This is a genomic window from Mesorhizobium mediterraneum (genome assembly GCF_002284565.1).
In the GTDB taxonomy this organism is placed as follows: domain Bacteria; phylum Pseudomonadota; class Alphaproteobacteria; order Rhizobiales; family Rhizobiaceae; genus Mesorhizobium; species Mesorhizobium mediterraneum.
The window spans coordinates 26932-39854 of the sequence record NZ_NPKI01000011.1; the positions used below are offsets into that span (position 1 = coordinate 26932).

General features: G+C 64.1%; 10 protein-coding genes. 6 read left to right on the top strand and 4 right to left on the bottom strand.

Features of this window, described 5'->3' with window-relative positions; all coding sequences use genetic code 11:
• Positions 1-5: 5 nt before the first annotated feature.
• Entirely contained in the window at positions 6-1325 is a 1320-nt protein-coding gene (locus CIT25_RS05315) for an O-antigen ligase family protein (protein ID WP_095483521.1), read from the bottom strand.
• Positions 1294-2292 carry a glycosyltransferase family 2 protein gene (locus tag CIT25_RS05320; RefSeq protein WP_095483522.1) on the bottom strand — a complete coding sequence of 333 codons (999 nt, stop codon included), beginning with the start codon at positions 2290-2292 and terminating at the stop codon, positions 1294-1296. Before CIT25_RS05320 ends, CIT25_RS05315 begins: the two co-directional genes overlap by 32 nt.
• Positions 2293-2466: 174 nt before the next feature.
• Between CIT25_RS05320 and CIT25_RS05325 the strand changes: the two genes are divergently transcribed.
• Genes CIT25_RS05325 through CIT25_RS05335 form a run of 3 tightly spaced genes read left to right on the top strand, consistent with a single transcriptional unit; the run spans position 2467 to position 5374 of the window.
• On the top strand, positions 2467-3639 hold the full coding sequence (locus tag CIT25_RS05325; protein ID WP_095483523.1) for a glycosyltransferase: 1173 nt from the start codon (positions 2467-2469) through the stop codon (positions 3637-3639).
• Positions 3636-4454, top strand: a complete 819-nt coding sequence (locus CIT25_RS05330) for a WecB/TagA/CpsF family glycosyltransferase (RefSeq protein WP_095483524.1) — start codon at positions 3636-3638, stop codon at positions 4452-4454. Before CIT25_RS05325 ends, CIT25_RS05330 begins: the two co-directional genes overlap by 4 nt.
• Positions 4451-5374, top strand: coding sequence for a DUF6492 family protein (locus CIT25_RS05335; protein WP_095483525.1), 924 nt, complete (start codon positions 4451-4453; stop codon positions 5372-5374). The genes CIT25_RS05330 and CIT25_RS05335 overlap by 4 nt, the downstream gene beginning before the upstream one ends.
• Before the next feature lie 88 nt (positions 5375-5462).
• Here the strand turns inward: CIT25_RS05335 and CIT25_RS05340 are convergent, their stop codons facing one another.
• The gene (locus CIT25_RS05340; protein ID WP_095483526.1) at positions 5463-6611 is read right to left on the bottom strand and encodes an alpha-hydroxy acid oxidase; all 1149 of its coding nucleotides are present in this window, start codon (positions 6609-6611) and stop codon (positions 5463-5465) included.
• 144 nt (positions 6612-6755) lie between these two features.
• Positions 6756-8051, bottom strand: a complete 1296-nt coding sequence (locus CIT25_RS05345; RefSeq protein ID WP_095483527.1) for a lipopolysaccharide biosynthesis protein — start codon at positions 8049-8051, stop codon at positions 6756-6758.
• Between the two features lie 197 nt (positions 8052-8248).
• On the opposite strand from CIT25_RS05345, the gene CIT25_RS05350 reads away from it, so the two are divergent.
• From CIT25_RS05350 to CIT25_RS05360, 3 genes are all read left to right on the top strand, one after another.
• A complete protein-coding gene (locus tag CIT25_RS05350) occupies positions 8249-10810 on the top strand; it encodes a GumC family protein (RefSeq protein WP_095483528.1) in 2562 nt (853 codons plus the stop codon).
• 119 nt (positions 10811-10929) lie between these two features.
• A complete protein-coding gene (folD, locus tag CIT25_RS05355; RefSeq protein WP_095483529.1) occupies positions 10930-11829 on the top strand; it encodes a bifunctional methylenetetrahydrofolate dehydrogenase/methenyltetrahydrofolate cyclohydrolase FolD in 900 nt (299 codons plus the stop codon).
• 17 nt (positions 11830-11846) lie between these two features.
• A complete protein-coding gene (locus CIT25_RS05360) occupies positions 11847-12845 on the top strand; it encodes a GlxA family transcriptional regulator (protein ID WP_095483530.1) in 999 nt (332 codons plus the stop codon).
• Positions 12846-12923: the final 78 nt, after the last annotated feature.

Here is a 12923-nt window from a genome sequence, read left to right on the forward strand (position 1 = left end):
TGGCGTCAGGACAGGCCCCGAACTGCCATCGGCCGCAGCGACACCTGCCTCAGGCCGAACATGCCGAACACGAAGAACAACCAGACCGGATCGGCGCGATGGAAGAAGAAGCTTTCGAGGAAGGCGTTCAGCGCTGCGAACAGCGCCACCATCATGAAGAAGTCGCCGAGATAGATGTTTTCCTTGCGCAAGGGGATGCGCATGTAGTCGCGCAGCGGTGCGATCAGGAAAGTGTAGACCGCCACGCAGAGCGCCGGGATGCCCATCAGCACCGCGATGTCGAGATAGCCATTATGGCCATGCACGATGGTTCTGATATCCCAGGCCCGGTCGAAGGGCTGGTCCTGGTTGAGCAGCAGCGGCGTGCCCCAGAAGCTCTCGTAGCCGTAGCCGGTCCACGGCCGCTTCGCCAGCATCTCGCCGGCGAACTCCCACAGCGTCGTCCGCCCGGTGTAGGTCAGGTCGGGGAAATAGAGTGCCGCCAGATGCTTCACCGGCGGCAGGAAGACAATACCCAGCGTGGCGATCGCCGCGGCGATGATCGCCAGCGCAAACAGGATCGGCGTGCCGAGCCGCATGCCGATCAGGCTCGGCAGCACGACGATCAGGATCGAGAACGGCACCAGTCCCGCGGTCGTCTTGGAACCGGTGTGCAACATGAAGATCATCGCCGCGCAGAAGATCGACGCGCCCCATAGCCGCTGTCCGCGCCGGTAGAGGTACAGCCCGGCGAAGCTGAAGCAGGCCATGACAGGTCCGGCGATATTCTTGTGGGTGAACACGCCGCGCCACAGGCCGGCATGTTCCGGCTCCAGCGAAGCGGTGGTGTGCAGTGCCTCGTGCGGAAAGACGATGAGGCCGACATAGGAAAGGCCCATGACGACGACGGTGGTAAAGATGATGACTTTCGAGAAAGCCTCGGCGTCACGGGTCAGCGCCAGGATCGTCGCCATTGTCAAAATGCCGATCAGCGTGAACGAAGCGGCGCGCATGGCCGTCGGCGGGTCGGTTGCCATCACCACCGACAGCACGAGGAAAGCCAGCATCAGCAGCCAGGACGGGCTGAGCAGCGAGCGCACCACGCGCGGGTCGGCGAAAGCCATCAGCGAGAAGATCGAGATCGCGCCAAGCGAGCCGAAGCCGAGCTGGTTGACGATGTCGCCGCCGTCGCCGGTCATTTCGGCGCCGGCCGGCTGGAAGGGGCGGAACGACACCAGGATGACGGTAAACAGCAGCGCCGCGATCGCGGTCGCGACGCCGTCGCGCGTGAACGCCGCGCTGAGCGGCGCGCGCTCAGTTCTTCTCAGGCTGCCGGTATTGCTCATTGGCATATCCGAATTCGGCAAGCACGCGGCCGAGGGCGACATGAATGGGGTATAAGGCGGCCGCCGATGATCCCGTCCGCATCAGCCTGGCCGCACCGCGAAACGGCGAGGCGGCAAGCAGCGCCAGGCTCTTTAGAAAGACCTTGGTGCCGGCAAACGGCGTGCCAGCCCGTTTCTTCTTCTCGACCAGTGTCGAGATGACGCCATTGCGCAGGCTGCGGGCGCGGATCCAGTCGGCTTCGACGCGTCGGGCCGGGACGCTTTCCCGCACTTGCGCCTCGGCGCACCAGCCAAGCACAAAGCCTCTTTGCGCGGCGCGGCTCAGGAAATCGGAATCGCCGCCGCCTATGAAGTTGAATTTCAGGTCGAGGAAGGGCGGCCCCATGGCGGTGAGCACGTAACGCCCAACCAGCAGATTGCCGGAGGAATAGAGCGCAGGCACACGCCTGGTCTCCCGGTAGGGTGGAGCAAAGACCGGGTGCTCGGCCCATCCAGCATGGGCGGCGTCGGCAAACACAGGCCTTTGCGGGCCACCGACGATGTCGGCACTGAGTGTCTCAGCCGCCGTGCACATGCGCTCGAGCCATTGCGGATCGGCGATCTCGTCATCGTCGATGACCAGCAAGTGCCTGAAATTTGGAAAGTGCAGGATCGCCGTCTGCCAGCCGGCATTATAGGCGCTGCAATTGCCGCGCTCATGCGCAATGATGACCATGCCTGATATCTCGCCGCGCTCGAACAGCGGCAGCGCCGCCCTGGCGCCGGCGCGCGCCTCGGCCTCGTTCTCAATGACGATGATTGCGAAGCGTCTGCCGGTTTGCTGGGCCTTGAGCGATGCCAGCGTCGCCAGCAGCTGCTCGGGCCGTTTGAAGGTCGGCAGCGTCACGACCGCCTCGACGGCCGTCGTGACAAGCCCCGGAGAGCGCCCCGCGATCGATACCGAATCGTCCGATGGCAATGGGATCATCCGTGTTCAGCCCGGGATGGTGAGTTTGGTCCTTGATAGCATCGCGACGATAACGTTTCGTTAATCACCTTTCGCGGACAAGCCCGCAAATCCGCGACTCCAGGCCGCCAAATACCTTCACTTAATCAAGGCTTCACCGCGCTTTGCTAGCTGTATCCGCTCAGGATAGGTGAGATGCATCTGCTGTTCGCCACATCGATTGTGCCCGACGGCGCTCTTGCCTCGGGCTATGAGATCGCCAATGCCGCGATCATCGCCGCATTGCGGCGCGCCGGCGCGCGCGTCACGGTGATCGGCTTCACCTGGCCCGGCAAGCCTGCGAGCGATCCGCAAAACACCATCGTGCTCGGTGCCGTCGATGTGCGCACCGAAAGCGCGTCATCGCTGCAAAAGCTCGCTTGGGTTGCAAAGGCGCTGCTCTCCGGCCTCACTTTCGCGTCGGTCAAGCTGCGCGTGGTCTCCGACAGCGAGGTCCAAGCCGCCGTCGAGCGTGCCGGCCCTTTCGACGGCTACGTCTTGAATTCGGTGCAGTTCGCCGGCGCCTTCGAAAGCCTCTTCGGCGACCGGCCGTCGATCTTCGTCGCCCACAATGTCGAGCACAGTTCGGCGCTGCAGAACGCCGCTGCTGCCGGCGGTCTCTTCCAGCGCATGTTGTTTCGCCGTGAGGCCAAGCTGCTCAAGGTCATTGAAGCACGACTTTGCCGCCGGGCACGCTTCGTCTTCACGCTGGCCGAGGAAGATCGCTCAGCGCTCGGCGTCGGCTCCGACGATCGTTCGGCGATGCTGCCGCTGGTGACTCGCGCCGAGCCGCCCGCGCAAAAAACCCTGCGCCGTATCGATTGCGACGCGGCGTTGATCGGCACCTGGACCTGGCAGCCGAACCGCATCGGCCTCGATTGGTTCCTGGACAAAGTGGTGCCGCATCTCAGGCCGGATTTCCGGGTCAGGATCGCCGGCAGCGTGCCGCCGGGCGTCATTTCCACGCATCCCGGTGTCGAATTCGTCGGCCGCGTGCCGGACGCGCAGGCCTTCGTGCGCAGTGCCGCCGTCATTCCGCTGATCAGCACCTCCGGCAGCGGCGTGCAGCTCAAGACCATCGAGACTTTCGAACTCGGCCTGCCTTCCGTCGCCACCAGCCATTCGCTGCGCGGCATCGATCATCGCCCGGTCAATTGCGTCGTGGCCGACGATCCGGTCGCCTTCGCCGGCGCCCTGGAAGCCGCGACGGCCAATGTCAGGGACGTCGACGGAAGCGCTTTCCACCGCCGGCAGGTGAAAGCGCTCGATGCCGCAATCAGGCTCGGCCTGAAAAAGCTCGATCCCATCAGGCAGGAGGTGTTCGCGTGAACATGCACACCGCCCGCGCCGCATTCGGGGTCGACAGTTTGAAATCGATCCTCGGCATATCCGTCCTCGCCATCCGCTGGGACGATGCGGTCGCCCTGCTGACCCGGTTGATTGCAGAGCGGCGCTTCACCAAGGTCAGCTTTCTCAACGCCCACAACGCCAATGTCGCCTATACGGAGCCGGTCTTTGCCAAGGCACTCGACGATTTTCTCATCCTGCCCGACGGTGTCGGCGTCGATCTGGCGGCGAAACTGCTCTACGGAACTTGGTTTCCGGACAATCTCAACGGCACCGATTTCATCCCTGCTTTCCTGCAGGCGTCCGCCAAGCCGCTGACCGTGGGGCTGCTCGGCGCGACGCAGGCCAACGCCGAGGCGGCATCGAAGAAGCTGGCAGCGCTCGCGTTGCAGCACAGATTCGTGGTCATCCACGACGGCTATTTCTCCCCCGCAGAGGAGCCGGCAATCGTCGATCGCATCGCCAGATTGCGGCCGGACGTGCTGCTTGTCGCCATGGGCGTGCCGCGCCAGGAATTGTGGATCGCGCGCCACATCGATGCGCGCCACTGCACACTGCCGATCGCCGTCGGCGCGCTGCTCGATTTCCTGAGCGGCGCGGTGCCGCGGGCGCCGCTGTGGATGCGCCGGCTCAGGCTCGAATGGCTGTTTCGGCTGTGGATCGAGCCGGGCCGCCTCTGGCGCCGCTATGTCGTCGGTAATCCTGTGTTTCTGTGGCGCGTCATTGGCCAGAAATTCTTGCGCAGGCCCGCCCCTGCCAGATCAGGCCGCGGGGCAGGCTCCGGAGCGGGCCATTGAACAGCCGGTTCGTGCCGAGCCCTGCCGCCGGACCCGATGTCCTTCGCCGGACGCCGACGGCGGCGGTCGTTACGGCAAGCTATGCGCCGGATTTGGAGCGTTGCCGCCTGCTGTGCGAAACCCTCGACCGCTACGTTTCCGGCGTGGCGCACCACTATATCCTTGTCGAGCATCGCGATGTGGCGCTGTTTCGCCAGCTGGAGAACAGCCGCCGCACCATCGTCGACGAGTGGGACCTGTTGCCGCGCTGGCTGCATGCCTTCGACGATCCGCTCAGCCTGTTCCGTCGGCGCATCTGGCTAAGCCTGAAGACCATGCCGCTGCGCGGCTGGCATGTGCAGCAGCTTCGCCGCATCGCGATATCGGCGCACGCCGGGGAAGATGTGCTGATCTTCTGCGATTCCGACGTGGCGTTCCTAAAACCTTTCGACTGCAGCGCCTTCTGGCGCGATGGCAAGGTGCGGCTGTTCCGCCGCGACGGCGTGCTATCCGGTGATGGTCATGAGGACCATCGCATCTGGTCGCGCAATGCGGGCTCGGCGCTCGGCATCGATCCATCAGAGGTTTCCACCCACGATTACATTTCGACGCTGATTGCATGGCGCCGCGAAACCGTGACGGCGATGTGCGCCCGGATCGAGAAGATCCATGGCCGCAACTGGGTCGAGGCCGTCGGCGCTGTGCGCAAATTTTCCGAATGCATGATCTACGGCCGCTATGTCGACGACGTGCTCGACGGTGCCGGCCATTTCCACGGCTCGGAGGAGTTCTGCCGCGTCCACTGGACGGGCGAAGCGCTGTCGGATGACGAGTTCCGCCGCTTCGTCGCCGCCATGGCACCGGAACAGGTAGCCATCGGCATGCAGTCCTTCATCGGCACGGATATCGGTCGCATCCGCCGCCTGATCGGGCTCGATTAGTCCTTGGGTCAGACCCTGAACGACCGGTTGAGCCCACCGCCCCTTGCCGTTTTCCCGGTAGGGGTGATGAAAGGGTGGAAGTCGCCTGTTACAGACGGAAGCGCAGGTTCCGTCGCGTGAGCTCGTTGACCGAGGTGCAGCCCATCAGCTTCATGCCACGCTCGATCTCGATGTGCATCAATTCCAGTGCGCGTTCGACGCCGGCCTGCCCGGCGGCCGCCAGCGGGAAAAGGTAGTAGCGGCCCAATCCGACGGCTTTTGCGCCCAGCGAGAGGGCCTTGAGCACGTGCGTGCCGCGCTGAACGCCACCATCCATCATCACGTCGATTCGGTCTCCTACCGCATCGACGATCTCGGCAAGCTGGTCGAACGCGGTACGCGAGCCGTCGAGTTGGCGACCGCCGTGATTGGAGAGGACAATTCCGGTGCAGCCAATCTCGACCGCGCGCCTGGCATCCTCGACCGACATGACGCCTTTCAGGCAGAACTGTCCGCCCCAGTGCTGCACCATCTCGGCAACGTCGTCCCACGCCATGGAGGGGTCCAACATCTCCGTGAAGTAGCGGCTGATCGACATCGCGCCGCCGCCCATGTCGACATGACCGTCGAGCTGCGGCAGCTTGAACCGCTCATGCGTGTAGTAGTTGATCGCCCATGACGGTTTGACCGCGAACTGCGCGATGCCAGCGAGGTTGAGCTTGAAGGGAATGGCGAACCCCGTTCGCTTGTCACGCTCGCGGTTGCCGCCGGTGATGCTGTCTACCGTCAGCATCATCACCTCTACCCCCGCCTGCTTGGCCCGAGCCATCATCTCACGGTTCAATCCACGGTCCTTGTGGAAGTAGAATTGGTAGACTTGCGGCCCATTGCTGATTTGGCGCGCCTCTTCGAGGCTGACGGTGCCGAGCGAGGAGACGCCGAACATCGTGCCATATTTCGCCGCCGCTGCCGCCACCGCACGTTCGCCCTGATGGTGGAACAGGCGCTGGAGCGCTGTTGGCGAGCAGTAGACCGGCATCGCCAGCTTCTGGCCCATGACGGTCACCGACATGTCCACATTGGTCACGCCGCGCAGGACATTCGGCACCAGGTCGCAGTCATCGAAGGCAGCCCTGTTGCGCCGATAGGTGTCTTCGTCATCTGCCGCGCCGTCAATGTAGTTGAAGATCGGTCGGGGAAGGCGCTGTTTGGCCATGCTGCGGAAGTCATGGAAGTCGTGGCAGTTGCTCAGACGCATCTCATCACTCTGTTGGCCCGGGCTCAACTCCGTTGGCCTGGGCCCACCTGCCCGATAGCACACTGCTGCGCAATGCCTAAACTGAGGCGGGCTGAACGAGGGACGGCCGCAACGGGCCGGGCGTCGGCGGCCAGCTGATCGACCCTACACCGGCTTCGCCGGTTTGCGCATCGCCGAATAGGTGAGCAGCGTCGAGGCGAGGTAGAGCAGCAGGAAGACGACATTGAGCGACAACACCAGTTCCGGCATGTCCAGGATGGTGGTCAGCACATAGGTCAGCAGGACCGCCTTCAGCCCGGCAAGCAGGGCCAGGTTGATCGCCCGCACCAGCGTCTGGCCGCGCGCGAACAGAAGCTCGGCCTGATATTCGACCAGGTTGCGCAGGCCTGGCACGCAGATCGCCAGCGCCACCAGAGGGGCGGCCTCGGCAACATTCTTGCCCAGCGCGTTGGGAAAGAAATGCAGCACGATGGCGAGCGCCGCCAGCGCCAGCGTCGAGACCAGGAACACGCCGCCTTCGATGCCGCTCTTGACCGAAAGGCGCGACAGCAGTTCCGGCGCGCGCATCATGCGCTGCACCAGCATCATCGAGAAGGTGCGGATCGGGATCGCGGTCAGGTCGACAAGCCGCATGATGATGGCATAGATGCCGGCGAGGTGCGGACCGCCGATCGCCAGCACCAGCAGCTTGTCGAATTCCATCTGCAGGTAGAACAGCACCTCCGCGCCGGCCACGTAGATGGAATCGGCGAGCCGCCGCAGATAGAGTTCCAGTCGCAGCCGCAGCCTCTGGCGCGGATAGAAAAATCCGAAGGCGATGAGCAGCGAGGCGGCGTTGGCGCCGATATAATACCAGGACCAGACCCCTATGGTCGGCTGCGCAGCGAACATGAACAGCACGGCGCCGAGCGCCCGCAAGGCCGTTGCCAGGATCGTCAGCAGCGCGGCGCGGCCGAACTTGCCGAGGCCGTTGTTGACGATCAGCGCGACCTCGACCGGCCGCCATAACAGCGCCTCGGCAAAGACGATCGCCGCAAAGACCGACAGCGGCACGGTGCTGGCAAAGAAGATCAGGTAGACGCCGTAGGAGGCGGCAGCCAGCAACGGCAGCGATATCACTCCGAGCAGAAGGAAGCCGGCGGTGAAGGTGCCTATCAGATTGGGGCGGATGGTGGCGGTTCGGTAAAGCGCCGAGATGAAGCCGAAGCCCAGGATGCGCGACAGCATCACGCCGGCCGCCGAAGCGGTCGCGAACATGCCGAACTCGGCGATGGACAGCGTGTTGGCCAGCGCGATGAAATAGGCGAGCGAAAACACCAGCCGCCCGCCTGCGCCGCTGATCGCCGAGAGATAGTCGCGAACCAGTCCCCGTCGCTCGGCCACGAAAGCGCCGATCCGGGCGAGGGGCCGCCTTTGCGGGATGTTGCCAGCCTGAGTCATGTGTCGGAGACAGCATAGGTTGGAAAGTTTAACGCGCCGTTCTGAACGCTTTTTGTTGCTTCAAGAAGGACACAACCGAAGAGGGAAACCTCATCTTCAAGGCAGAGAAATTAACCGTTTGTTTCCTATGCTTGTTTAGCGTGGCTTAACGAATGGCTGACCGCGCGTCCAAGCCGCCAGGGGCAAGCTCCACGACAATGGTCGACAGGCAAAACCGTGAAGATTGGAAGCGCGAGCGATCCTTGCTGGCGCTCGGCCAGGCGATGCGCGGCGAAGACGACGCTGAACCATCGCTGGTTTCGATCGGGGACCGGGCGGACCCGTCATGGCGCGAGGATGCCGCCACGCGCCATCGTTTCGCGCGCTCACGCCGGGAGGCGCGAGCGCATCCGGAACTCTCCGCAGCTCCGGAGCCCTCGGCACCCCAGGAACGCCCGGTAGCTTCGGAATTCTCGGCAGACGATGAAACAAGCCAGCCTCGAGCCGGCTATGCATCCGCTTCGGCCGCCCGGATACCGCTTGAGGCGGACGAGGCCGTTGAAGCGGACTATGCGGAAGCCAGGCCGCGGGAGGAGCCGGTTGCTGCGGGTGTTTCCGGGGACCGCCGTTTCGATGCCGATCCCCGACATGCCGCGTTCGAGCCTCGATACACCGGTGACGATCCTCGATACGCCGCGTTCGATCCGCGATACGCAGGCGACGAGCCTCGATATGCCGCATTCGAGTCCCGATATAATGCCGGTGCCGAGCAGCGGTCTTCCCGCGACGACGGACAAGAATGGAGGCCGTTGATCGATCCGATGCGGGTCGTCCGCGGCATTGCCCGGTCGAAGCTGCTGATCGTCGCCATGACCATACTGGGCGCCACGCTTGGCGTCGCGATCGCGCTGTCGACGCCGAAGAAATACGAAGCCACCGCAGAGCTGATCGTCGACCCGCGCGACCTGAAGCTCACCGACCGCGATCTCACCCAATCGGTGCTTGCATCCGACGCCACGCTGGCCATCGTCGAAAACCAGGTTCGCGTGCTCACCTCCGGTACTGTACTCAACAAGGTCGTGGACAAGCTCAATCTCGTCAACGATCCGGAGTTCAATGGGCAAGGTTCTGATGGCTTGGGTGTGATGACGCTCATCCGGTCGATCCTGTCGCGCAATGACGAGCCGGGTGCCGATGCGGACCGCCGCCGTGCGCTGGCCGTCGGCAATCTGGCCGAAAGCCTTTCGGTCGAGCGCGGCGGCAAGACCTTCGTCATCTCCGTCAGCGCCACCACGCAAAATGGCGAGAAGTCGGCTCTCATTGCCAACACGATGACGGACGTTTTCCTGCAGACGTTCGGTCAGATCCAGTCCGACACCGCTGGCCGCGCGACCAACGAGCTGACCGGCAGGCTCGACGAGCTGCGCAAGGGCGTGGAAGTGGCCGAGCGCAAGGTCGAGGATTTCAGGGCCACGCATGACCTCGTCGACGCGCAAGGTCACCTAATCAGCGACGACGAGATGCTCAAGCTCAACCAGCAGCTTGCCATCGCCCGCGCGCGCACGCTGGAACTCAACGCCCGTGCGGCGTCGGCGCGCTCGATCGACGTGAATTCTGTTCTGAGCGGCACCTTGCCGGAGGAAATCAACTCCAACACCATGAGCGAATTGCGCTCGCAATATGCGACGCTCAAGCAGGAGGCCGACCGCGCCGCGATCCGGTTCGGGCCGCGCCATCCCGAGCTCCAGGCGCTTAATGCCCAGCTTGCCGGCTCGCGCGATCGTATCGACGGGGAACTGCGCCGCATCGCCTCTTCGCTGCAGGTCGACCTGAAGCGCGCCGTGCAGCTCGAACAGGATCTGGCCTCCCGGCTGGCGCAGTTGAAGGTCCGCAGCGGCGACGTCAACAGCGACCTGGTCACCCTGCGCGAACTGGAGCGCGAGGCCGCCGCCAAACGCTCCGTCTATGAGCAATATCTTCTGCGCGCCAAGGAAACCGGCGAGCAGAAGGACATCAACACCGCCAACATCAACGTGATCTCCAAGGCCTTCGCCCCGCTCGAGCCAAACGGACCGTCGCGCGCCGTGACGGTGCTTGCCGGCCTGCTGGCGGGCCTCGCCTCTGGTGTCGGTCTTGGCGCCATGCGCGGTGCCTATGCGAGCCTGCGCGAAACCGCCAATGCGCGGCCGCGTCGCAGGACGGCCGAGCGCCCGACACCCATTGAAGACAAGGGATACCAGGCGTCACCGCCGCCCGCTCCGCCAGTCGAGGCCACCAGGCGTTCAGGTCCGATCAGCGCGCTGCTGTCGGCGGTGAGCAACATCGCGCCGGGCAAGGCACGCAGGGAAGACTCTGCCAACACGCATTCCGGTGGTTCAGCCAGTGGCTCACCGGCAGTCGCCGAAAGCGCGAAGCGGAATCCGATCTATTCCGCTCGCCCGGAACCGGCGTCTCCCTTCGCGCCGCGTCAGCCGGCGCCGGCCGGCTACGAGCAGCCGCAAGCCGAGCAGGGCGCCTATGCTTCGCACCCGCAACAGATGTATCCGGCCCCGCCAATGCAGGCGTACCCCTATACGCAGCCGCCGAAGCCCGATGCCGGGCAAGTGCCTTATCCGCAGCAGCAGTCGATCTATCCCCGAGCCCCATGGGACAAGGCAAATCAGGCTTCGGAAGCCGCTGCACAGCAAGCCTCTATCGAGGAAATCCGAGCCAGCCTGCGCGAATTCCGCGAAGCGGTTCGCGAACTCACCGAAAGCCGATCGGGCCGCCGCTATTTCTGAGCGCCGAATAAAAGCCATCGGTTTCGAGTTAACGGCATAAGACGGCGCTTTGACGGGATTGCTCAGCCGCATTTTCGTGAAAATGCCGCCCGAAGAAGAATGATGTTTAAGGGTGCTTCATGGCCGAGTTGATTGACGGAAAACGCGTCGCCGAAGACGTGGTGCGGCGCGTCAAGGCCCTGACGGCCGAACTGTTGGAAAGGGGCACGCAGAAGCCCGGTCTCGCCGTAGTCATCGTCGGCGAGGATCCGGCGAGCCAGGTTTACGTCGCCTCCAAATCCCGCACCGCCAAGGAATGCGGCTTTCATTCGGTCCAGCACACGCTGCCGGCCGAGATCTCCGAACAGGAGCTGCTTGATATCATCGGCGAACTCAACGCCGATCCGGCCATCAACGGCATCCTGGTGCAGCTGCCGCTGCCTGGCCATGTCGATGCCGGCAAGGTTATCCAGACCATCGCGCCGCAAAAGGATGTCGACGGCTTCCACTTCATCAATGTCGGCAAGCTCGGCACCGGCGAACTGGAGACGGCGTTCGTGCCTTGCACACCGGCCGGCTCGATGCTGCTGATCGAGCGCGTGCGCGGCAAGGATCTTTCCGGACTCAATGCGGTGGTCGTCGGCCGCTCCAACATCGTCGGCAAGCCGATGGCCAATCTTTTGCTCGCCGCCAACTGCACCGTCACCATCGCGCACAGCCGCACGAAGGACTTGGCTGCACTGGCGCGCACCGCCGACATTCTCGTTGCCGCTGTCGGAAGACCTGAAATGGTCAGGGGTGATTGGGTCAAATCCGGTGCTACCGTCATCGACGTCGGCATCAATCGCATCGCGGCGCCCGAAAAAGGCGAGGGCAAGACCCGCCTGGTCGGTGACGTCGCCTATGCGGAAGCGGCGAAGACGGCCGGCGCCATCACGCCGGTGCCTGGCGGCGTCGGACCGATGACCATTGCCATGCTGATGGCCAACACGCTAGCTTCTGCCTATCTCGCGGCCGGGTTGAAACGGCCCTCCTTCTGATCCTGGAAAGCGCAGCTTTGCCGAACCTCACTGTTCCCTCAGAGCGGCCGGTCACGAACGATCCCGTTCAAGGCGGCCGGCAGTTCGGATTCCTGCTGGTCGACAAGTTTTCCATGTTCTCGCTGGCCGCGGCAATCGACACGTTCCGGTCGGCGAACCGGCTGCTCGGCCGCGACTTCTATGGCTGGACGACGGTGTCGGCCGATGGCGATGCCGTCATGGCCTCCAACGGCCTGCCGCTCAAGATCGACTACGCTGTCGCCGATCTGCCGCCGGTCGATATCCTTTTCGTCTCGGTCGGGCTGACGACGGAGTTTCCCGGCAAGAGCAAGGTGCTGGCAGCGCTGCGCAGCTGGGGCCGGCGCGGCAACGCGCTCGGCGCACTCTCGGTCGGCTCCTATCTGCTCGCCGAGGCAGGCCAGCTCGAAGGCTATCGCTGCACCATACACTGGGAAAACCGCGCCGGCTTCGTCGAGCGGTTTCCCGACATCAACTGCACCGGCAATGTCTTCGAGATCGACCGCAAGCGCTACACCTGCGCCGGCGGCACCACCTCCATCGACCTGATGCTGGAGATCGTGCGCGGCGATTTCGGCTCGAGCCTCGCCAACGGCGTCGCCAACCAGTTCCAGCACGAGCGCATCCGCTCCGCCGGAGATCGCCAGCGCGTCGGCCCTGAGCGCGACCTGACCGGCAAATCGGAAAAGCTGCGGCGCATCGTCGAGCTGATGGCCGATCATCTCGACGAGCCGCTGTCGGCGGTGCAACTCGCCAAGTCGGCGGGTCTGTCGGTGCGCCAGGTCGAGCGCCTGTTCCTGCGTCACCTCACAGTGACGCCCGGTCGCTATTATATGCGGCTCAGGCTTGAGCGCGCGCGCGAATTGCTGCGCCAGACCAACATGCCGATCCTCGACGTGGCGATCGCCACCGGCTTCACCTCACACTCATATTTTGCCCAGAGCTATCGGCTGCAGTTCGGCCGGCCGCCTTCCGAAGAGCGGCGCACGACGTATTGAGGGGTTTGGCTCAAGGGCCGACCCTCCCACACCCTGCGTCCGGGCTTGTGTCCTAGTGCCGCGTCAAATAGCTTCCCG